Origin of the sequence: Cytobacillus horneckiae (assembly GCF_002835735.1) — a bacterium.
Taxonomy (GTDB): Bacteria; Bacillota; Bacilli; order Bacillales; family Cytobacillaceae; genus Cytobacillus; species Cytobacillus horneckiae.
Map to the genome: position 1 here is coordinate 19,713 of NZ_PISD01000066.1, position 22,631 is coordinate 42,343.

A 22,631-nucleotide genomic window follows, 5' to 3' on the forward strand; every position below is an offset into this window, starting at 1 on the left:
TGGAGAATGCCAAGTTTTTTGTAGCTTACCTGGAAAGGACTGGAACAGGTTGAATTAAGTGGTCATAGAGAAGAAAAACGAAGAAATAATTTATCCATGATTTTGCTTAGTGATTTTCTATTCTGCAAGACCAGAAACAAGCACTGAATGAGATGTTGAAAAATATAAATAATAAAGACCTATATGAACTGCATGCAGCGCAATTGCTATAAAGTCATTTATCCAGGGAGGAATAGAGTGACCCTTTAAGCAACTCCATTGGATGGTTTATAAATACTTCGGCCGTCTATCATTTAGTAAGAGCAAAATTCCTTCAACAGTTGCAGACCTTTTCAAGATGCTATATCCCATAAACTGATAAAATCGCAAAGAGTTTTTCTAAGCGCTTACATCACAAAAGGAGTTGGGCCCATTTGCACGTAATCGAAAGACGATTTTATGCATACTTGGATGAATTGCAGCTTATAACGATCCTCTTGCCCTTTGATTATCATAATGGGCATTCCGAAAGCTTTACATTAATCCATGCTGGGGTTCATCTTCCAATATATATAGTCAATGTGACAGAGATTGAGAACTACAGAAAATATTGTTGCCGTGTAGAAGCTGAAATTGTATTTGGTGACCGATATTGGGTGAAGGATGAGCATGGTGGAAAAACAGATATGCAGATTGGTGCGGTAATAAGAACTCATCAGTTTGATGAAAAATTTTATTGTGATGCCGAGCTTGGAGCGAAATATCATAAGGAGCAGACTGTGTTTCGATTATGGGCACCAACTGCTACCGAGGTGAAGCTGGTTCTTCAGTCTCCTGAAGATAAAGCAGAGAAAAAAATGGGCATGCGTAGACAAAGTAAAGGAATGTGGGAATATACGGAAAAGGATAATCTGGAACTATGGCGCTATTCCTTTTTAGTTTGTGTAAACCTAGAATGGCGCCACGCAGTAGATCCATACGCGATTGCTTTGAGTGTAAATGGCGAAAAGGGCATTATTATAAATAAGGAAAAGTTTGAAAAGCAGACATCTCCTTCCCCGCCATTTAAGCATTCGACAGAAGCGATTATTTATGAAACTCATATAAGAGATTTAACGATTCATCCCGAAAGTGGAGTCGTACAAAAAGGAAAGTACTTAGGGGTTTCCGAGTGCAATAGTAAAAATAATAATGGCTTTACAACGGGATTAACTTATATAAGAGAGCTTGGCGTGACTCATATTGAATTTCTTCCTTTTAATGATTTTGCAGGCGTTGATGAAACAAAGCCAAAGGAAAAGTATAATTGGGGATATAATCCGCTGAATTATAATGCACCAGAAGGAAGCTATGCGACCGATGCATACGATCCTTACTCAAGAATTAATGAACTAAAGAAAATGATTGATACGATCCACTCACAAGGACTTAGGGTGATTATGGATGTTGTATACAATCATGTATATGAACGGGAAGAATCTGCTTTTGAAAAAATGGTCCCTGGATATTTTTTTAGGCATGATGATAATGGAATGCCCTCTAATGGAACGGGCGTCGGAAATGATGTGGCATCAGAAAGGTTAATGGTAAGAAAGTTTATCGTTGACTCCATTACTTTTTGGATAAAAGAATATAAGCTGGATGGTTTCAGGTTTGATCTGATGGGGATTCTAGATGTAAAAACGATGAATGAAGTGAGAAGAGCAGCGAATCATATCGATCCATCGATTCTCATTATTGGAGAAGGATGGGACTTGAATACCCCGATTAGCCATGAAATAAAGGCGAATATTAACAATCAAGCAAAAATGCCGGAGATTGGGCAATTTAATGATTGGTTCAGAGATTCCATCAAAGGGAATACGTTTAATCTTTATGATACAGGGTATGCATTTGGAAATGGATTTTACTATGAGGCGGCTAAATATGTATTGATGGGAAGTGTAGGTGAAAGCGGCATATTTAATGAGCCTGTGCAGTCTGTGAATTATGTAGAGGTTCATGATAACCACACTTTATGGGATAAAATTGAAGTTTGCTTTCCAAATGACACACTTGAGTTGAATCAGCGTAGGCATAGACTGGCTACTTCTATGGTTTTGCTTGCACAGGGAATCCCCTTTTTACACAGCGGACAGGAGTTTTTTCGCACAAAAAAAGGCGATGGAAACAGTTATCAATCTCCAAATCAAATCAACCAATTAGACTGGAAGGACAGAACGAAATTTAGAGAAAATGTAAATTATATTAAAGGCTTAATAAGCATTCGAAAGAAATATCCAAACTTAAGGTTGAAAAATACAAAACAAATACAGGATAGCATCACCTTTCTTTCATTTGAGAAGCCAATCATCGCTTACCGAATTGCAAATGAGGATTTAGAGAAAAAAATGTTAATATTCCTCAATTGTACAATTGAAGAAAAAGAAGTTACATTGCCAGATGGCAAGTGGGGGCTCCTTGCCAATGAAAGTACAGCTTCGCCTCATCCGATTAAATCGGTCGCTAAGATCACAATGAAGCCCATGAGCAGCTATATCTTTATACAATGAAATGAGACAGACAAAAAAGATGACTTGATTAAAAAGCACGAAAGAGATAAAATTTATTTAGATAGCTATTGTAGGATTTTGCATCAATAGCTTTTTTTATTTTTAGTAGAAGAGTGAGACTTACCTAATATAAAGTATAAGAAAGACTAAGGATTCGCCGATAGAACTTGGCAAACGCCAAGTTTTTCTAATCATAAGTGAACATGAAGTAATGTATAAATAAATAGATTGTCAGTAGGGAATGGCCGCATGCGAACCCATTTCTTAATAAAGCTGTTTTGCAAATGGCATAGTAAATTGCAGGTGAACTATTTTGGAAAATTTATTCGGGGATGACTGGGAGATTGTCCCGGCTGGTGGAGCAACTGGAGAAGCCTATTACGCTCAACATGAGGAACAAAGATTATTTTTAAAAAGGAACTCTTCTCCTTTCCTAGCTGTGCTTTCTGCTGAAGGTATTGTCCCGAAGCTAGTATGGACAAAAAGGATGGAAAACGGGGATGTGTTTACTGCTCAGCAATGGATGAACGGCAGTGAATTAAAAGCATCAGAAATGAATAATGAGCGAGTAGCCCGGCTTTTAAAAAAAATCCATTCCTCTAAGCCGCTGCTAGGTATGCTGACTCGACTTGGGAAGTCGGCAATCAATCCAGAAACAGTTCTTAAAGCGTTATTAAAAGGAATCGATCGTGACTTAAAGGACCAGGAAGATATCCATAAGTCTATCCATTTTTTAAAGGAAAAGGTAGACTTCCTTTCCTGTGAGGAAAAGACGGTATGCCATTGTGATGTGAACCACAACAATTGGCTTTTAACTGAGGATAATCAACTCTATTTAATTGATTGGGACGGAGCGGTCATAGGCGATCCAGCAATTGATTTAGGGACGCTGTTATATTCTTATATCCCGGTTGATGAATGGGCAGATTGGGTCAAAAGATATGGCTTGGAGCTTACAGATGACTTAAGATTGCGAATGAAATGGTATGTAATTGCCCAAACCCTAGACAGCATTCAATGGCATAAAAGCAAATTTCGTTTTCAAGAAATGAATCATCTTATCCAAGGTTTGGGAAGAATGCTTACGTTAGATTATAATAATTGAATCATATCGTCTACCCATTGTGATAGATTTTGTTTGCTAGCCTCAATATGAGTATTGAGGTTTTTAGCTTGCATTCCATCTTGACTATATTTATGAACCTCTTCCAAAATGGGAAGCATGTCCTCTTGCAAATCGTTTTGTAACATTAAAGATTGCACAAGACGTTCAAGCTGTTCACATTCTGAAACCGATCCGCAAGCATCAGAAGAATGATTAGTTAAAATATCTTGCAGCAAGGATAATTGATCTTTCTGACTAATTGGCATTGTTCCGCTACACCCTTTCTTAAAAAAGGAATCAAAGTTAGTTTGCAGTTCCTTTCATTTTTTTATTCGTTAAGAATAGCTTGCAACGTTTCATTTGACGTGGTATGTTTTGAACGATTAATTATTAATAGGAGTGTCACTATGCGACAAAGAAATAAGCCGTGGGCAAAACAAAAGCTGGATGATCACCCACAATATGTCATCTCTTCACCAGACAGCCAAAAAGGCAGCTGGAGCGATTATTTTGGTAATGATCATCCGGTTCATATAGAAATTGGTACTGGAAAAGGACGCTTTATTACCGGAATGGCTGCGCAGAATCCGGCAATTAACTATATAGGGATTGAGCTTGCAGAAAGCGTCATTGTATCCGCATTAGATCGGATTATTGAACAAGAATTGCCTAATGTAAAACTCATGAATGCCAATGCAGAGGATCTTAGAGATTTCTTTGAAAAAGGCGAAGTAGATAGAGTCTACTTAAACTTTTCTGATCCATGGCCAAAAAAACGCCATGCCAAAAGAAGATTAACTTATAAAACTTTCCTGTCTATTTATGAAGACATTTTACCTGAACATGGAGAAATCCACTTTAAAACAGATAATCAGGGGCTGTTCGAATATTCCCTTACAAGCTTCTCAGAATATGGCATGCTGCTCAACTATGTCAGTCTTGACCTTCATAATAGCGATTATGAAGGCAACATTATGACAGAATACGAAGAAAAATTCTCCAATAAAGGCAGCCGCATTTATCGCTGTGAAGTACAATATCGTTAAAAGAAGTGCCCATTTAGTCGGTTTGACTATTGGGCGCTTTTTTGTGGGTAAATCGCTGTGATAAAGTGACGAGATCGTCAGATGAATGACAGTCGGCCGGAAATCATATGAAAGTTCTTAATATTTCATCAACTATCTACTTAATGTTAAAATATAGATGTAAGTTGAGAGGAGGAGCAAGATGGAAACATTACAGATGGCAGATTTAAAATTAACATGGCTCCGCGGAGGCGTTACTCATTTAGATGGCGGCGCAATGTTTGGTGTTGTTCCAAAACCGCTATGGTCCAGAAAGTATCCGAGCAATGACAATAATCAAATTGAATTAAGAACTGATCCGATTTTGATTCAATGGGGAAATAAAAATATTTTGATTGAAAGCGGTTTAGGAAATGGCAAGCTTTCTGAAAAACAAAAACGAAATTATGGCGCTACAGAAGAGTCGAATGTAGATGCTGACTTGGAAACTTTAGGTCTTTCTGCAGCTGATATTGATTATATATTAATGACTCATCTGCATTTTGATCATGCATGCGGATTAACAAAACATGAAAAGGGAGTATATATTTCTGCTTTTCCAAATGCAAAAATTATTGCTTCACAAGTTGAATGGGATGAAATGAGAAATCCAAATATTCGTTCGAAAAATACATATTGGCAAGAAAATTGGGAGGCCATTCAAGATCAAGTTGTGACCTTTGAAGGTGAGTGGACGCTTGGACCGATTCGAATGGTGCACACTGGCGGGCATAGTGATGGACATTCGATTCTTGTGTTAGAGGCTGAGGATCAGATGTTCATTCATATGGCTGATATCATGCCGACACATGCACATCAAAATGTTTTGTGGGTGCTAGCTTTTGATGATTACCCGATGGATTCGATTGCAGCTAAGCAGAAATGGATGAAGATTGGACTTGAGAACAATGCATGGTTCTTCTTCTATCATGATACAATTTATCGAGCTGTGAAGTGGGATCAGGAAGGCAAATCAATCATAGACTCACTGGAAAGAGAAAATTAAGACATGCATTTGCTCCGTATCGCTTGTAGTGATGCGGAGCATTTTTTATTCATGGTTAAAAAGAATCATACAAGAGAATATTTAGGAATATACATTTAAATTCCTCACTTAACTTTTATGATAAAAGACTCCCGGTTTTTCACCTCGGGAGTCTCTTGAGTCATAGTGGATAAGCATCAAGAATGACGCCTGTTTTAGCATCTGCGATAAATTCATATTGCTTTAAGCTTTCGCCAGTATGCCTTGAGATACCGCCTTTATACACTTCATAATGAAGCTGTCCTTTTTCGAATGGCTCTTTTTTCATGTGAATCCATGACCCGCTGATTGTGCCGGCTTCCTTGAATGCTTCTTTTGCATTTTGCAAAGCTTTTTCAGGAGTAACTTCAATTTTTTCAGAGAGGAGTTCTCTTGTTAAATAGCCACCAACCAGACCTACGCCAATTCCTATTGCAAATGATTTCCAATTCATAATTGCACCTCCGAAGGTTGAAAATAAGTGATACGCAATTTAAGTGAGTTTTTTATTATTTGCTTAGTTATAAGAATCTTCTCTCTTATCTTAGCAAAGATTGGAGAATATAAAAACTGTTTCCACTTGGTTAAATGGTGGCAAGGAATATGAAAGTTCTGTAAAATAAAAGATATACATATACAGCAATAGTTGATTTTTGTAAAAAGAATAGGAGCGGGAGATATGAACGAGAAAACTTTACAAATGTTTAAAACATTAACAGAGCTACCTGGCGCGCCCGGTAATGAGCATCTAGTTAGAAACTTTATGCGCGAACAATTGGGGCAATATGCTGATGAAATTGTTCAAGATAAAATTGGCAGCATTTTTGGTGTTAAACGAGGCGGAGAAGATGATCCGACAATTATGGTTGCAGGTCATATGGATGAAGTAGGATTTATGGTCACTTCCATTACTGAAAATGGCATGGTTCGTTTTCAAACTTTAGGCGGCTGGTGGAGTCAAGTATTGTTGGCGCAAAGAGTCCAGATTATGACAGATAACGGACCGATTATTGGTGTAATCGGATCAATTCCTCCTCACCTGCTGGACGATTCAAAGAAAAATAAACCGATGGAAATTGGCAATATGCTTATTGATATTGGTGCTGATAATCGCGAGGATGCTAAGAATATTGGCATTAAGCCCGGTCAGCAAATTGTCCCTATTTGTCCTTTCACTCCGATGGCAAATGAGAAGAAGATTCTTGCAAAAGCCTGGGATAATCGCTATGGCTGCGGATTAGCGATTGAGCTTCTAGAAGAATTGAAGGATGAAACATTACCGATTAATTTATGGTCTGGTGCGACAGTACAAGAAGAGGTAGGTTTAAGAGGAGCAAAAACAGCGGCAAATATGATTAATCCGGATTTATTCTTTGCACTTGATGCCAGCCCAGCGAATGATATGTCAGGAAATAAAAATGAATTTGGCCAGCTTGGAAAAGGTACATTGCTTAGAATCTTAGATCGTACGATGGTTACGCATCGAGGTATGAGAGAATTTGTACTTGATACAGCTGAATCGAATAATATTCCTTATCAATATTTCGTATCCCAAGGTGGGACGGATGCGGGAAGCGTTCATATATCAAATGAAGGCGTGCCAAGTGCAGTAATAGGCATTTGCTCAAGGTATATTCATACACATGCTTCAATTGTTCATATAGACGATTACGCAGCAGCGAAAGAACTATTAGTCAAGCTTGTAAAATCATTAGATCGTACAACTGTGGAAACGATTCGTCAAAATAGTTAAGAAACAGGAGAGGCAGTGAAAAGCTGTCTCTTTTTCTAGGCTAATAGGAGAGTTTAACTTAATTTACGTATTATAGTGAACATTTTTTTATATCATTTGCTTTAAAATATCGGACTTGGCGAACGCCGGGTTTTTCTAAAAAAAGGTGGTCAAAGTTGAAAATTTTAATTGGTTCCAAAAATCCTGCCAAGATAAAAGCGGTACAGGCGGCTTTTAATCATTATTCTTCGGAATATGTAGCATTGGATATTCCATCTCTAGTGAACAGTCAGCCTTTATCTGACAGGGAAACGATTGAAGGTGCGATCAATCGTGCGAAAGGAGCGCTTGCTACTCATGATGGAAAGATTGGCATTGGGCTTGAAGGTGGAGTGGAAAAGACTGATTTTGGATTATTTCTATGCAATTGGGGCGCGCTTGTAGAAGAAGGCAAACCTCCGATTATTGCAGGCGGAGCAAGAATTCTTTTACCTGAAGAAATAGCGAAACATTTAATAGCGGGCGAGGAGCTTGGTCCGGTTATGGATCGATTTACGAGAAAAGAAAATATTCGTCACCATGAAGGAGCTGTGGGGATTTTTACAAATGGCCAAATCAATAGAGCAGACATGTTTACTCATGTAGCTAAACTATTAGTCGGTCAATATGAATATAGGAATAGAAAATAAAACTCGGAAATGAAGCGCTCCTTCTTCATTTCCGAGTTTTTTTACTCTTTCTCAAAAATATAGGAAAGAACCTTCATCGCTTGATTAACTGTTTCAACAGTGACCTTCGCTTTACTGGAAAGTTCTTTTAATGGATGATGCAGCTCCTTTGGTCGAATGAGAATGAGCGGTTTACCTTGTGATACAGCTGCACTCGCATCCATTGCCGTATTCCACTGCTTATATTTTTCACCAAATAAAGCAATGACAAGATCAGATTTTTGCATTAATAATTGTGTGCGCAAGTTATTGATCCCTGATGCAGCTTCATCACGCAAAATGGCATTTGGCTGCTCTCCTAAAATTTCTTCCCCAATAATATCAGAACGATCATGATTTTCCATTGGGCCATAAAAGTGAATAGGGAGCTGAAGCGATTTTGCTTTCTCCTTTATTTCTTCACGCCAATTTGAATGTATTTCGCCAGCTAAATAAACATTTATCTCCATACTTAGTCTCCTTTACAATCTTTTTTAATATTTTACCATTTTCAGTTGAATAGTTAAAAGGATAGGAATAGAAAATAGAGATAACAGTTGAAAAAGGATACTAAGCCAATCCCAATCCCTTCTTTTTATTTTTTTATAGCCTGATAAGATGACAGCATATTCAAGGAGATGTTCAACATGAAAAATATTTTGTCTTTCCTGATGATTACGATAGCGGTAGTTGTCAATACATCTTGTGCAGAAACATCATATACAGAAGAACGTTCAAATGCGAGAGAAGCAGCAAAAGCGGCTTTTAATCTAGCGCCTATTGACCCTAATCAGGAAAATGAACATATACAATACTATTTACCGAGCGGATTTAAAGTTGAAAGAGAAAAGCCAAATAATATATTGCTGAAAAGCCGGCGCCAGGAATACATTTTATTTTATAACCAGCATGAATCTGACCAAAGTGATGTAATATATGATACGGCGATAAGCCAAATAGATTATGATGTGAATGATACTTATTATCATGATGATCGCTTTGGTTTCCTCCTTATGACTCCGCTCAATGATGAAACTGTTGAAATAACGGTAGGGATTGGCGGTGTGAAAATCACTACACAATCAAAGGTAAGCAAAATCACCGATGAAGCAAAAAAAATGATGTTCATTGCAAACTCTGTAGAGGTTAAATAAGCAATTGACTTTAAATTTAACAGAGAGCTTAGACGTTAGATTAAATCTTTAACCTTTTTAGTTGGTATTTTGTTTTTCTCTAAAAAGTCTTTTTGGTAGAAACTGAAAAAGTCTTTGTTTTTTATTTTTTTGCTGGGCCAATACAGGGGATGCACTGCCTTTGAGCTCAAAATGATTAATTTCATGCTGCAGGTCATTGGCAATTTCACTTAGCTCTACCGCAGCATAGTTGACCCTTTCAATCGCTTCTAATTGATTTTCGCTCGAGGCTGAAACCTTTTCAGCAGCAGCTACTGATAGCTGTGAAACTGAGGCTGATTCAATAATTCTTTCGGTTAAATAATCATTGGTAAGATGAATCTGATTCACTGCATCCTCAATGAAAGCTGATTTGCTGTGTATGATTTTAGTGTGACCAGCAATATTTTCAAAGGTCGCTTTCGTATCATTTACAGCACTAGCTTGTTGCATTTTATATAAATTAAATTGTTCAGTTTCCAGCATAAGCTCTGTCATTTTTTCATTCATGCTTATAATTAAAGTCTGAATTTCTATTGCTTCTGATTTTGTACGTTCAGCCAGCTTTTTCACTTCAGCAGCGACTACGGCAAAGCCTCTGCCTGATTCACCTGCCCTGGCAGCTTCTATAGTTGCATTTAATGCAAGCAAGTTCGTGTTATCGGCTATGCTTTGAATTTTATCAATGATGGTAGATATGCTCTCTGTTTGTCTTGATGATTGTGTCACTTTATTAGTCACTTCAGTTGACAATTGAATAAATTGATCTGTCACTCTCTCTAATGCAATCACCGTTTCGAGCCCATTCTCTCCCTCTTGTGCAGCTAGTGCTGCCTCGGTTGATATTTCTTTGCTAAGCAGTTCAGTATGTGAAATCGCGGTTTTAACTTTTTCAATATCTAGCCTGCTGACTTCAAGTTGCTGGGATTGTTCTTCTGCACCTAATGCAATTTGTTTAATCGCTGCATTCACTTCATTTGATTGAGCATTTGTTTCTTCAGATATAGCAGCTAATTCCTGTGAGGACGACTGCAGCTGTGAGGAAGAGTCTAATATATGGACAAATGCCTGCTGCACTTTTTCAGCCATTGAATTGAAAGTATGAGCGAGCTGATTCATTTCTTCCTCACCGCTAGCAGGAACACGGTAATATAGATGACCACTGCCAATTTTTTCTGCACCGGTTTTTAATAAATTTATTGCTTTGGAAATATTGGCTAGTAAGTAATATCCTACTAATGTAAGAATAATAAGCAGAATGATACTAAGAGCAGCACTGCCCCAGGTGAGCCACTTGTTTTGCTCGTCAATCTTTTCCTGAAGTGCAACTGTAATTGCAATCGCTTCTTGTTCAGCTGCTGAAACAAACTGCTCAATGGCTCCTGCTTGTTCATCAAAATGGTGAATAAAATCAACTGTCTGCTGATAAGAATCATTAATTGTATCCATTGCCACTAAATACTGGGATAATCTATCTAATATGTAATCTTTGGATGACTCATCAAGACTTGCATCATTTTTTATTTCTGAAGTTAAAGCTTGACTTGCTTGCGAAAATTGATGGAATGCCTCCTCCTCTCTTACTGCTAAATACTGTTTTTCATACATACGCATCAATAGGATTTGTTCCTCAATCTTAGGATTTTTGACGTAGGACGTTAAGGAAGCAATTTGTTTTGCAGAGTTTTCAATTTGTCCTTTTAAACCATGGGGTTGATGAAAACCAATCTGTTCATACTTGTTTGCAAGCTGGGTAAATTGTTCTAAATATGTATCGGAGACTTTAACAATCTGGTTGAATTGTACTTTCAATTTTGTATCTGTTTGCTGTTCACTAATTGCCTTTGCTTCAGATTTAACACGATGAATCGATTGTGTCACTAAATCAATGCCAGATTGGTCTGGGGTGCGTAGAAACTGTTGTTCAAATTTCCTCGTCAATGCCATATTGTATTTTATTCCAATACTATCTGCGACTGTTTGCTTCATTTTCTCTTCTTCCGCTCTGCTTTGATCCTGGATGATTGTACTGATAAAATTGGATATTAAGAGAATAACAAATCCTCCAATGGTCATTAATAAAATAACTCTTATTTTACCCCGAATTGTTTTCACAGCTTCACCTTCCTAATTTATAGAAAATTCAAAAATATTATGACCTTTATTATAGAACCTATTACCTATATTGACAATATCCGACAGAAAGAAATATTATCTATTACATCTGTCTTTACATGTGGTAATCTATTAAGGTGCTTGCAAAATAGTCTTTATATGTTTCTTGGATAATAGATGGGGAGGAACAAAAACGAATGAAGGAATTCTTAAACAAAAAAGGTGTAAGCTTGTCTCCTAAAGTTTATTTAATAGATGCCTTGAGCAATATGGCTCTTGGTTTATTTGCTTCATTAATCATTGGTGTTATTATTAAAACAATAGGTGAACAGTTAGGTGCAGGCGGATTTGCAGCGTATATGATTGAAATCGGCACGATGGCAATGGGATTGATGGGACCGGCTATAGGCGTAGCTGTTGCTTATGGTTTAAAGGCTCCTCCGCTTGTATTGTTTGCAGCTATTGTGAGCGGGGCGGCAGGAGCAGCGCTGGGTGGTCCAGCTGGTGCTGTTGTAGCCGCTTTAATTTCCACGGAAATTGGCAAGGTGGTCAGTAATGAAACGAAGCTTGATATTATAGTGACACCTTTTACTGTTGTATTTACAGGCTATTCTGTAGCTGCATTGATAGGGCCGGGAATTGATTATATTATGAAGGGTGTCGGCAGTTTAATTATGTGGGGAACAGACCAGCAGCCGCTATTAATGGGTATTGTCGTGGCTATGTTGATGGGGTTTGCCATCTCTGGTCCCATTTCATCAGCAGCCATTGCAATGATGCTAGACTTAAATGGGTTAGCTGCAGGCGCAGCAACGGTTGGCTGTGCCGCTCAAATGGTAGGCTTTGCTGCAAGCAGTTATCGTGAGAATAGAATTGGCGGTTTGGCCGCTCTTGGATTAGGTACATCCAAGCTGCAAATTCCTAATATTATTAAAAACCCGCTTATATTAATTCCTCCTACCGTTGCTGGCGTAATTTTAGCTCCGATTTCAACGATGGTATTTAAAATGGAAAGTGTTGCGGCAGGCGCAGGAATGGGTACAAGCGGACTTGTCGGTCAAATAATGACTTTCTCAGTCATGGGTTTCAGCTTTGCCGTCGTTTTAAAGGTCGTTTTATTGCATTTTATTGGACCAGCTGTCATTAGCTTGATAATATCAGAATATATGAGAAAAAAAGACTGGATAAAATTTGGAGATATGAAGCTTAATATGGGAGGAAAAAAATAATGAAAAAATTACAATCGATGGAGCAATTTGAAGAGCTAAAAGACAATGGCAAACATATTTTTATGTTTTCTGCACAATGGTGTGGAGATTGCCGTTTTATTGAACCATTTATGCCTGAAGTGGAAGAAAAATTTAAAGAGTTCACATTTATTTATGTAGACCGTGATGATTTCCTGGATCTTTGCATAAAGCTTGATGTTTTTGGCATACCAAGCTTTGTTGGATATAGGGACGGTCAGGAGCTAGGCAGATTGGTTAGTAAGGATCGCAAAACACAGGCTGAAATTGAACAATTTATTTCTTCACTAGCGTAATGAAAACAGCGGTTTTAGTCTAATTGGCTAAAACCGCTTTTTTATGAAAATATACTAGATTACGTTTTCATGCCTCCCGCTTTTGTTTCTATTCTATATAGTGTAAACTGTATACGGAATTCTTCCCCGTAAAGGAGGGGCAAAACTTGAAAAATAAAATGGATAGTAAAAAGATGAAAGCTGAACTAGAGAAGCGGCTAGCAAAAGAAAACCGTTCATTTTCATTTGATAGAGAGAAAGATCAGCTGCGTATAGAGGATGCAGGTACGGGAAAAGGAATAACGATAACTTTGCCTGGCATCATTGCAAAATATCAAGAGCAAAAGGAAAAGGCAATTGATGAAGTCGTGTACTATGTTGAAGAAGGCCTTGAAGCAATGAATGGCGATGTTCATTTTTCTGGAAAGGAAAAAAATATCATTCCTGTCATTCGCTCGACTTCCTTCCCTTCAGAGTCTCAAGAAGGCGTCTCATTTTTATATGACGATCATACGGCGGAAACAAGGATATACTATGCTCTTGACCTAGGAAATACTTATCGTTTAATTGACGAAGCGTTGATAAGTAAAGAAGGATGGGAACGTGAGAGAATTAAGGAGACAGCTCTATTCAATGTCCGATCATTATCAACAGCTTTAAAGAAAGATCACGTAGCAGGGAATACTTTTTATTTCTTAAATAAAAATGATGGTTATGATGCAAGCAGGATATTGAACGAAGCCTTTTTAAAAGAGATGAAACAAAAGCTTGAAGGTGATATGGCAGTTGCCGTTCCACACCAGGATGTATTAATTATCGCTGACATAAAAAATGAAACAGGGTATGACGTATTGGCGCAAATGGCTATGAGCTTCTTTGCGAGCGGACGGGTGCCAATTACCGCGTTATCATTTTTATATGAAAATGGTGAATTGGAACCAATCTTTATTTTAGGGAAAAACAAGAAAAAATAACTGGATACTGAGTGGTCCATTCCAAAGTGAAAATAATAAAATTAAAGTTGAATTTGGAGTGGCTTACCGCTTCGCCCCGCGGAAAGCGTGCAGTAAGCCTTGGAAAATCCCACCCGCTTCTTTTTGAAAAAATTAGGAATGAGTTTGTCTGCAACCTCAAATGGATCACTTAGTGGTCCATTTTTCATTTATGTGTCATCCTTTGCAATAGAATCTTAAAAGTATCAATCAGAACACAGGTCACTTAATTTCTACCCTATTTTCATCGATTACTGCTAAAATGGAGAGGAAAGAATTCAAGAAAGAGATGATTTTCAATGAGCTGGATAAAAAGATTAAAGAATTTATTTAAAAATGATGATTATGAATACGACGATGAATACATAGATACGGAAGAAGAAGTAAAGCAGAAGCAAAGCTATCAGAAATCTGAGCAATCTCGTGAAGTTGAGACACGTGTCATATATCAATACCCTAAAGGTGAATTTCGCTTTCCAATAATTCCGGATGAAAAAAAGGAACGGGATAGAAGCAGCATTAGACAAAAGAAGCAGAATCAAGAAAAAATCCCTGCAAGTGAAAAACCGGAGCAAAGAAAACAAAGTGTTGAACGAAAGAAACCGCTGGAAAACAAACCGAAGGAAGAAAGTCAGTATACGCGTAATGAGAGGGAAGCAAAGTATAGAAAAGGCCCTTTTAAGCCAACAGAAATACCATCCCCTATCTATGGATATGAGCGGCCGAAAATTAAAAAACAAATAATAGAAGAAGAGATTGAACCAGTAGAATATGAAATTGGACGGACTGAACAAGAAGAGGGTAAGGTATTACAGAATTACACAGAGCAAGAAACAAAAATCATATACATGAGAGATGAATATGGAAATGAATCCTCCTATTCTGGAGAAAATTCCTATAGACATGATAAAAAAAGCGATATAGGTGCTGCTGTAGAAGAGCAGGCTGTTACACTCGAAAAACCATCGCGAGGATGGGATGATAAAGAGGCAGTTTTCAATAAAGAAGCTGAAAATAAAGATGATAGAGAACATACTCTTATTTTTCATGAAGAGAGAAAAGTGACACGTGAAATTGATGAAATCGCAGGCGTGGGTACCAATGAAGATTCTGCACATAACGTCAATGTTGCTGAAGAAACTGAAGCTGAGCTTGTTTTTGAAGAATATCAGCAGCAGGAAGAGGTTGTTATCAAGAGCCCTTCAGAAGAGCGTGAATCAGAAGGTGATTTTGCAGAGGATCGGCCAAAAGTGCAGAGATTTGAAGAGTTTATCGCAGCGAGCTCGACAGAAGAGCAGGAAAATGAAGAGGTTATTGCTGAGAGCCCTTCAGAAGAGCGGGAATCAGAAGGTGATTATGCAGAGGATCGGCCAAAAGTGCGGAAATCTGAAGAGTTTATCGCAGAGAGCTCGACAGAAGAGAGGGAAAATGAAGAGGTTATTGCTGAGAGCCCTTCAGAAGAGCGGGGAATGCAAGAAGTATTAGCTTGGAGTCCTCCAGAAGCACAGCAGCAGGAAGAGGTTTCAGATGTAACGCGGCAGCCGGAACTCATTTTGACAGAGAAGAACGAAGAAGTGCAGGATGAGCCATTCGAAACAGTTGAGGAAATTACTGGCGAAACAGAGCGAAAATCACCTGAAGAAAGCAGTCACTCATCGAGAAGCCATTTGCCGTTTAATGTAATGATGCTAAATTCAGATAAACAAAAGTTCAATTCAAATAAGCGTGTTGAAAAAACTGAAACGAAGCCGCAGCCATTAACGATGGTGACTGAGCATGAAAAGGAAGAACCGCTGCCGCATTATGTTTTCCCTTCAAGAAATTTACTGACTCCGCCAGTAGTGATGGAGGAGGATTCAGCATGGCTTCATAGGCAAGAGGAGCTCTTGAATTCTACGCTACACGACTTTAATGTAAGGGCAAGTGTAGTGAATGTAACGAAAGGTCCTGCGGTGACGAGATTTGAGGTACAGCCGGAGCCGGGAGTTAAGGTTAATAAGATTACTAACTTATCAGATGATATTAAATTAAGCTTAGCCGCCAGGGATATAAGAATTGAGGCACCTATTCCAGGCAAGCATACGATTGGCATTGAAGTTCCAAACCAATCTAGCAGACCTGTTCTTATTAGTGAAATCATCAATAGTCCTGAATTTTCAAATGGCGCTTCGCCATTAACTGCCGTACTTGGCTTAGATATAGCTGGTAAGCCGGTTGTAACAGATTTAAGAAAGATGCCTCATGGACTCATTGCAGGTGCTACCGGTTCAGGGAAAAGTGTATGTATTAATTCAATCCTTGTCAGCCTTCTATATAAAGCTGATCCAGATGAGCTTAAATTATTGTTGATTGACCCGAAGATGGTTGAGCTTGCGCCATATAATCATATTCCACATTTAGTTAGCCCTGTGATTACAGACGTAAAGGCAGCTACTGCATCATTAAAGTGGGCAGTTGAGGAGATGGAGAGACGGTACGAACTATTTGCACATGCGGGGGTTAGAGATATCAACCGCTACAATGAAAAAGCGGAGGAAAGCAGACAGTTTGCCAATAAATTGCCGTTTATCGTAATTGTCATTGACGAGCTGGCTGATTTAATGATGATGTCGCCAGCGGATGTTGAAGAGGCGATTTGCAGAATTGCACAGAAGGCAAGAGCTTGTGGGATTCATTTGATCATAGCGACACAACGGCCATCAGTGGATGTCATTACGGGGCTTATTAAAGCTAATGTGCCTACGAGAGTAGCGTTTTCCGTATCATCACAGATTGATTCTCGTACAATCATAGATATAAGCGGGGCAGAAAAGCTGCTTGGCAGAGGAGATATGCTTTTCCTCGAAAATGGTTCATCGAAGCCTGTACGTCTTCAAGGCACGTTCGTATCCGATCGTGAAATTGACGATGTTGTGTCACATGTTAGAAAAGAGCGTTCTCCAGAGTTTTTATTTGAACAAGAAGAACTGTTAAAAAAGGCAAAAATTACTGAGGAAGAGGACGAGTTGTTCTATGACGCATGCAAGTTTGTAGTTGATCATCAATCAGCATCAACCTCCTCACTTCAAAGAAGGTTTAAAATCGGATATAATCGTGCAGCCAGGCTGATAGACATGATGGAAGATCAAGGCTTTATCTCCGAAAATCGGGGCAGCAAGCCAAGGGACGTATTGATAACAGAGGCTGAACTGGAATCTAGTCATCATACTAGTAACTTCGAATAATTCATGTTAAGCTGTTTTTTTATGTAACCTTGTAGAGACAACTTAAGCTAAGAGTGATAAAATAAATAATGTTTTTATGGAAAAAACTCCTAATAAAAAAACAAAAAGGAGCCAGGCCGATGGTTACGAAGGAAGTCTCAATATTAAACTTGAATGAATATCGTGCCGAGAAGCAAGCTCAGAGTGAGAAATGCAGTTTACAGTTACACAGCATGGCGATAGATTATGTTAATCGCAGCGTGAATATTCGTGAGAAGGTGCGGGCCAAGCATATTTTTAGGAATAAGCTTGGTCTTCCAGCAAATCAAGCTTTGTTAGAACAGCTAGATGAAATATTTCTTGATTGGTTTTTATTTGACTATAAGACAATTCAAAGGACGACTATTTTTAATCTGTTTATTAAAGAGATGGCCAAAGACTTAAAGGAATATGAAATGATTCAGGCGGCGCTATGCATCTCTGCCGTGATGGAGCCTTTTGTAGTAACAGGTCAGCAAAGAAAAGATTTGTTCATCTTAAAATCGATGGTTGGAGAAATTTCTAATGTCCGCTTTAGTGATAACAGAAAGCTTAGTCTCCATAAAGGTTCCGCTCTTATGCTACGAAAAGTCCATGGGTTGGAGTATGATTTTGCATTGGGGCCAACCATGATATTTGCTTCTAAAGAAGAGTGTGAACGAATCAAGCATGCCTACAATAATATGAAAGAGACGCAATCAGATTTGACTTGGAGAGCTTTTTTAAAACTGCAGGCATTAGAAATACTCCCTCCTCTGAAACAATGGAGTGTAATAAAGGAGTAATTTTCTGATTGAAGGCTTATACTTATAATACGCACTGAGGTTCGTGGGACAAAAGATGTGTTTTAATTGAGCAGAATTGTATCATTCTAAAGTATTGGGAGCTATATTCTCTTTTCAGGAAACATGATACATAGTTTTTAAAAATGAATAATGCTATAATGATAAAATGTGATTTAAGAATGACCAAATTTCATCTAATTGATGGAATATGAGCAAAAATAGATATATGTCATATACTGTTTTACAGATATACGATGGTTGGAGGTTTCTTTATATGACTATTTACCATTTCGTAGGTATAAAAGGGTCAGGGATGAGTGCATTGGCACAAATCCTTCATGATATGAACTACAATGTACAAGGATCAGATATTGAAAAGCATTTCTTCACTCAGGTGGCACTTGAGGAAGCTGGAATTAAAATTTTACCGTTTCAAAAAGAAAATATCGAACCAGGCATGACGATTATTGCCGGAAATGCATTTCCTGATTCACACGAAGAGATTCAGGAAGCGTTAAGATTAGGTCTGCCTGTGATTAGATATCATCGCTTCTTAGGTGATTTTATGAAAAGCTTTACGAGCATTGCAGTGACAGGGGCCCATGGTAAAACATCAACAACAGGATTGCTTTCCCATGTACTGGCAGGTGCAAAGCCGACCGCTTTCTTAATAGGAGACGGAACAGGTAAAGGGGATCAGAAAGCGGAGTACTTTGCATTTGAAGCATGTGAGTATAGACGCCATTTCTTATCTTATCATCCGGATTATTGCATCATGACGAATATTGATTTTGATCACCCTGATTATTTTGCTAGTATAGAGGATGTCTTTTCCGCTTTTCAAGAGATGTCATTACAAGTGAAAAAGGGCATTTTCGCATGCGGTGATGATGAAATGCTACAAAAAATTCAAGCGAAGGTACCTGTCCTGTTTTATGGATTTGGTGAAGAAAATGATTTCCAAGCAAGAAATATCGTGAAATCCACTGAAGGCACAACTTTCGATGTATTTGTACGCAATACTTTCTATAATACATTCTCAATCGCTTCTTACGGTGATCACAATGTGTTAAACGCACTTGCTGTTATTGCTGTTTGCCATTATGAAGAAATTGATGCAGCAATCGTTCAGGCACAATTAACAACATTTGGCGGTGTAAAAAGACGGTTCACAGAAAAGGTGATTGGTAGACAAGTCATTATAGATGATTATGCCCATCATCCGACAGAAATTAAGGCAACGATCGAAGCGGCCAGGCAAAAGTATCCGGAAAGAGAAATTATTAGTGTGTTCCAGCCTCATACTTTTACAAGAACACAAACTTTCTTAGATGATTTTGCCGAAAGTTTGAATATGGCCGATCAAGTGTATTTATGTGAAATTTTCGGATCTGCGAGAGAAAATCATGGCAAGCTATCTATTGAGGACTTGCAGGCTAAAGTGTCTGGAGCTGTCGTATTAAATGAAGACAGAACGAGTATCTTAAAGGAACATAACGATAGCGTACTTATTTTCATGGGTGCAGGAGATATTCAAAAGTTCCAAAAAGCCTATGAAATGCAATTATAGTTGTAAGCACCTAACCCCCTAGTATACTTTGGGGGTTTCCTGCATTTGTGCTCTGTTACACATATACGGTTTTAAGGAAGAAGATGTAATTGGACTAAATGAGGTGTCTGCTCGACTTCCGCAAGAGAGAAGCGAGACAGACGAGAAGACACTGCGGCAACGACGAAACGGACCGACGCTCTCGATCAGTGAGCGAGAGATTAGTTTCCAAATAGCGCAGAAGAACCGAAAAAACGGTGCGCTACATGAAAAAGTGGTATTAAAAAGCAATGTAATTAGGACAGGAGAATAGCAGTTTGTTTTTTCATATACTCCCTTACTTTGACAAAAATAAGAAAGCAGACAAAATGACAAGATTGTTACATCGTTGGAAAACATTGAATAATCTAGGGGAAACAGCTACAAAAAACGAATAATAATTCCCTGTGTTAATTTCATATAATTAAAGTAACAAATGAAGGTGAGTGTTTATATTTTCCGATGCAAGAGCAGATACACGACTTCGCTATTGTTGCTTCCGTGGGATAGAAAGGATGAGTAAACGAGTGTTACTTACCGCACCATGTCAGAACATGAAAAGAGATACGACAGCTTTTTATATAAATAAAAAAGCTTGTAGAAAAACGATAGGTTTCTCTACAAGCTCTGGAAGAAGTCCATTGGATTTCTTCCCGTTCTATTATTTCAAGTTTTCTGGATTTAAAGATTCCAATTCAGGAATGACAAAACGGCCGTCTTTACGGATAAGGACATCATCAAAATAAATTGCTCCTCCGCCGTAATCAGGGCGCTGGATATTAACTAAGTCCCAATGGATGTTTGATTTATTGCCATTGTAAGCTTCGTCATAGCATTGTCCAGGCGTAAAATGGAAGCTGCCATCAATTTTTTCATCGAATAATATATCTTGCATTGGATGAAGAATGAACGGGTTCACACCGATTGCGAATTCTCCTACAAAGCGAGCGCCTTCATCAGTATCAAAGATTTTATTGATTCTTTCAGTGTCATTTGCTTCTGCTTCAACAATTTTTCCATCCTGAAATGTAAGCTTTACATTTTCAAAAGTAAAACCGTTGTATGGCGATGGCGTATTGTACGAAATGGTTCCGTTTACAGAATCGCGAACAGGGGCTGTATAGACTTCGCCATCAGGGATATTCATCTGACCTGAGCATTTAATTGCAGGAATATCTTTAATGGAGAAAGATAAATCTGTTCCTGGACCTGTTAAATGCACTTTATCTGTCTTGTTCATTAACTCAACTAAGTTTTCCATTGCTTGATCCATTTTTCCATAATCAAGGTTACATACATTGAAATAGAAGTCTTCAAATGCTTCAGTGCTCATTTTTGCAAGCTGTGCCATAGAAGCATTCGGATATCTTAAAACAACCCATTTTGTCTTCGGTACGCGGATTTCTCTATGTACTTTTTGACCGATTGTTGAGCCGTGGATTCTCATCTTGTCGTCTGGCACATCGGCATGTTCATTAATGTTATCACCTGAACGCAGGCCAATATAAGCATCCATTTTGCTCATTACAGTCGCTTCGAATTCAGCAGCAAGATTATATTGCTCTTCATGCGCTCCAAGCAGTAATTCGCGGTCAACTTGATTGTCTTTTAAAGTAACAAATGGATGCCCGCCTGCTGCATATGCTTCTTTAACTAATGCAGTAACAAGCTCTTTTTGCAATCCGAAATTCTCAATTAACACTTTTTCACCTTTTTGCAGGCGAATAGAATAATTAATTAAATTTTTTGCTAGTTGTTGAATACGAGGATCTTTCATCCTATTATCCCTCCGTAGAACAGAATAAATGTTACTAGTATATTGTAACCTAAATATTTTGTTTTTGTTTATTCATTTAAAAACTCTTTTAGATTGTGGTAATATTTACATAGAAATTAAAGGACGTTGCAAGGAAAGGATATCATCAGGTTTACTATACAGTTTAATTGGGAAAAGAAATAATATATCTTTAATTACAAATGCTGTAATGTAAAAACTTTCTTAAACTTCTCTTTAATTTTTTAATCAACTGGAGGTGTACCCTTATATGCAGATAATTTTATATTTGAGTGTGGCGGTTATTGCCATTGCCTTTCTCGTTTTAGTGATTTATTTAGCTAAAACTCTTTCATCCCTGCAAGTCACTTTAACAAGTGTTTCAACTACACTGGTCGGCTTGGAAAAGCAGCTGGATGGAGTAACAAGAGAAACAACCGAGCTGTTACATAAAACAAACGCACTTGCTGAAGATATTCAGCACAAGTCTGAAAGTCTTAATAATGTAGTAGACGCAGTAAAAGAAGTTGGAGATTCTGTTAGAACCTTTAATGGTTCTATTCAAAATATTACTTCATCTGTGAATACACAGGTTGAACTAAATAAAGACAAAATGGCTCAAATGATTAGTTGGGGCAATGTCATCTTAGAATTAAGGGACAAATACAAAAAGCGTAAGGTGGAACCAGTTCAAACCTATACTGCTGAAGAGCCAGTTCCAACTAAGAGAAGAGAAAGAGGAAGATCGTAAATTCTAATCTGGAGGTTGAAAGAGATGGGAAATCAAGATCGTAATCAAAATGATACTAAACAAGCAAATAAGAGTGAAGACAGCATTAATACAAAGGATTTTTTAATTGGTGCTCTTATTGGAGGAATTGTAGGAGCCGGGACAGCACTGCTGCTTGCACCTAAGTCAGGAAAAGAATTGATTAGTGACATTAATACCCAAGCTGCAAATTTGAAAGACAAATCCAGTCATTTAGCTGGTACAGCCAAGGAAAAAAGCAATGAACTTGTCCACGCAGCAAAGGAAAAAACGAATGAAATTTCACATACTGTTTCAAAGCAATCTTCAGAAATTATGGATAAGATTAAGCATATGACAACAAATGAAGAGACGCCTGCTGCTGAAAGTGCATTTACAACTGAAGGTGATGCGCAACTGAGGCTTGAAGAAACAAAAAAAGCCTTCGATGCAACAGAAGAGAAAGTTAATCAATAAATCAAAGCTGAACGATTTGTTTTCAAGGCGGTGAAGTGATAATATTACTTCAC

General features: G+C 38.0%; 21 protein-coding genes. 15 read left to right on the forward strand and 6 right to left on the reverse strand.

Annotated elements, in window-relative coordinates:
* Positions 1-413 precede the first annotated feature (413 nt).
* Both pulA and CWS20_RS23710 read left to right on the forward strand, forming a co-directional pair.
* Entirely contained in the window at positions 414-2,531 is a 2,118-nt protein-coding gene (pulA, locus tag CWS20_RS23705; protein ID WP_066191132.1) for a type I pullulanase, read from the forward strand.
* 313 nt (positions 2,532-2,844) lie between these two features.
* Complete coding sequence (locus CWS20_RS23710; RefSeq protein ID WP_066191134.1) at positions 2,845-3,636, forward strand: phosphotransferase family protein; 792 nt, start codon at positions 2,845-2,847, stop codon at positions 3,634-3,636.
* Here the strand turns inward: CWS20_RS23710 and CWS20_RS23715 are convergent.
* Positions 3,624-3,902, reverse strand: coding sequence for a YtzH-like family protein (locus tag CWS20_RS23715; RefSeq protein WP_066191135.1), 279 nt, complete (start codon positions 3,900-3,902; stop codon positions 3,624-3,626). The genes CWS20_RS23710 and CWS20_RS23715 overlap by 13 nt on opposite strands.
* 141 nt (positions 3,903-4,043) lie before the next feature.
* Here CWS20_RS23715 and trmB point away from each other — a divergent pair, with 141 nt between their 5' ends.
* Positions 4,044-4,682, forward strand: coding sequence for a tRNA (guanosine(46)-N7)-methyltransferase TrmB (gene trmB, locus CWS20_RS23720; protein ID WP_066191138.1), 639 nt, complete (start codon positions 4,044-4,046; stop codon positions 4,680-4,682).
* Positions 4,683-4,863: 181 nt separating this feature from the next.
* Positions 4,864-5,706: a YtnP family quorum-quenching lactonase gene (locus CWS20_RS23725; RefSeq protein WP_066191141.1), complete on the forward strand. Its 843-nt coding sequence runs from the start codon at positions 4,864-4,866 to the stop codon at positions 5,704-5,706.
* Between the two features lie 160 nt (positions 5,707-5,866).
* On the opposite strand, the gene CWS20_RS23730 is transcribed toward CWS20_RS23725, so the two are convergent.
* Entirely contained in the window at positions 5,867-6,178 is a 312-nt protein-coding gene (locus CWS20_RS23730) for a PepSY domain-containing protein (RefSeq protein WP_066191144.1), read from the reverse strand.
* Between the two features lie 225 nt (positions 6,179-6,403).
* Here CWS20_RS23730 and CWS20_RS23735 point away from each other — a divergent pair, with 225 nt between their 5' ends.
* Together CWS20_RS23735 and CWS20_RS23740 are read left to right on the forward strand one after the other, a co-directional pair.
* Positions 6,404-7,477, forward strand: a complete 1,074-nt coding sequence (locus CWS20_RS23735; RefSeq protein WP_066191147.1) for a M42 family metallopeptidase — start codon at positions 6,404-6,406, stop codon at positions 7,475-7,477.
* 155 nt (positions 7,478-7,632) lie between these two features.
* Positions 7,633-8,145: a DUF84 family protein gene (locus CWS20_RS23740; RefSeq protein WP_066191150.1), complete on the forward strand. Its 513-nt coding sequence runs from the start codon at positions 7,633-7,635 to the stop codon at positions 8,143-8,145.
* Between the two features lie 41 nt (positions 8,146-8,186).
* Here CWS20_RS23740 and CWS20_RS23745 read toward each other — a convergent pair whose 3' ends face one another.
* Positions 8,187-8,633 (reverse strand): YtoQ family protein, encoded by a 447-nt coding sequence (locus CWS20_RS23745; RefSeq protein ID WP_066191153.1) that lies wholly within the window; start codon positions 8,631-8,633, stop codon positions 8,187-8,189.
* Positions 8,634-8,810: 177 nt separating this feature from the next.
* On the opposite strand from CWS20_RS23745, the gene CWS20_RS23750 reads away from it, so the two are divergent.
* Positions 8,811-9,317 (forward strand): hypothetical protein, encoded by a 507-nt coding sequence (locus CWS20_RS23750; protein ID WP_066191156.1) that lies wholly within the window; start codon positions 8,811-8,813, stop codon positions 9,315-9,317.
* A gap of 57 nt (positions 9,318-9,374) precedes the next feature.
* Here the strand turns inward: CWS20_RS23750 and CWS20_RS23755 are convergent, their stop codons facing one another.
* Positions 9,375-11,450, reverse strand: coding sequence for a methyl-accepting chemotaxis protein (locus CWS20_RS23755; RefSeq protein WP_066191159.1), 2,076 nt, complete (start codon positions 11,448-11,450; stop codon positions 9,375-9,377).
* Between the two features lie 197 nt (positions 11,451-11,647).
* Between CWS20_RS23755 and CWS20_RS23760 the strand changes: the two genes are divergently transcribed.
* The 3 genes from CWS20_RS23760 (at position 11,648) to CWS20_RS23770 (ending at position 13,946) form a co-directional block, all read left to right on the forward strand.
* A complete protein-coding gene (locus CWS20_RS23760) occupies positions 11,648-12,679 on the forward strand; it encodes a PTS sugar transporter subunit IIC (protein WP_066191161.1) in 1,032 nt (343 codons plus the stop codon).
* A complete protein-coding gene (locus CWS20_RS23765) occupies positions 12,679-12,993 on the forward strand; it encodes a thioredoxin family protein (RefSeq protein WP_066191164.1) in 315 nt (104 codons plus the stop codon). The genes CWS20_RS23760 and CWS20_RS23765 overlap by 1 nt, the downstream gene beginning before the upstream one ends.
* A 158-nt stretch (positions 12,994-13,151) precedes the next feature.
* The gene (locus CWS20_RS23770; RefSeq protein ID WP_066192055.1) at positions 13,152-13,946 is read left to right on the forward strand and encodes a DUF1444 domain-containing protein; all 795 of its coding nucleotides are present in this window, start codon (positions 13,152-13,154) and stop codon (positions 13,944-13,946) included.
* 41 nt (positions 13,947-13,987) lie between these two features.
* On the opposite strand, the gene CWS20_RS28225 is transcribed toward CWS20_RS23770, so the two are convergent.
* Complete coding sequence (locus CWS20_RS28225; RefSeq protein WP_157090484.1) at positions 13,988-14,134, reverse strand: hypothetical protein; 147 nt, start codon at positions 14,132-14,134, stop codon at positions 13,988-13,990.
* Positions 14,135-14,263: 129 nt separating this feature from the next.
* Between CWS20_RS28225 and CWS20_RS23775 the strand changes: the two genes are divergently transcribed.
* From CWS20_RS23775 to murC, 3 genes are all read left to right on the forward strand, one after another.
* On the forward strand, positions 14,264-17,188 hold the full coding sequence (locus CWS20_RS23775) for a DNA translocase FtsK (RefSeq protein ID WP_066191167.1): 2,925 nt from the start codon (positions 14,264-14,266) through the stop codon (positions 17,186-17,188).
* A 119-nt stretch (positions 17,189-17,307) separates the two neighbouring features.
* A complete protein-coding gene (locus CWS20_RS23780) occupies positions 17,308-17,991 on the forward strand; it encodes a hypothetical protein (protein ID WP_066191170.1) in 684 nt (227 codons plus the stop codon).
* A 274-nt stretch (positions 17,992-18,265) separates the two neighbouring features.
* Positions 18,266-19,561: a UDP-N-acetylmuramate--L-alanine ligase gene (gene murC, locus CWS20_RS23785; protein WP_066191173.1), complete on the forward strand. Its 1,296-nt coding sequence runs from the start codon at positions 18,266-18,268 to the stop codon at positions 19,559-19,561.
* A 679-nt stretch (positions 19,562-20,240) separates the two neighbouring features.
* Here the strand turns inward: murC and CWS20_RS23790 are convergent.
* Positions 20,241-21,356: an aminopeptidase gene (locus tag CWS20_RS23790; protein WP_066191176.1), complete on the reverse strand. Its 1,116-nt coding sequence runs from the start codon at positions 21,354-21,356 to the stop codon at positions 20,241-20,243.
* Between the two features lie 268 nt (positions 21,357-21,624).
* On the opposite strand from CWS20_RS23790, the gene CWS20_RS23795 reads away from it, so the two are divergent.
* Complete coding sequence (locus tag CWS20_RS23795) at positions 21,625-22,104, forward strand: DUF948 domain-containing protein (RefSeq protein ID WP_066191178.1); 480 nt, start codon at positions 21,625-21,627, stop codon at positions 22,102-22,104.
* A 24-nt stretch (positions 22,105-22,128) separates the two neighbouring features.
* A complete protein-coding gene (locus tag CWS20_RS23800) occupies positions 22,129-22,578 on the forward strand; it encodes a YtxH domain-containing protein (protein ID WP_066191181.1) in 450 nt (149 codons plus the stop codon).
* Positions 22,579-22,631: the final 53 nt, after the last annotated feature.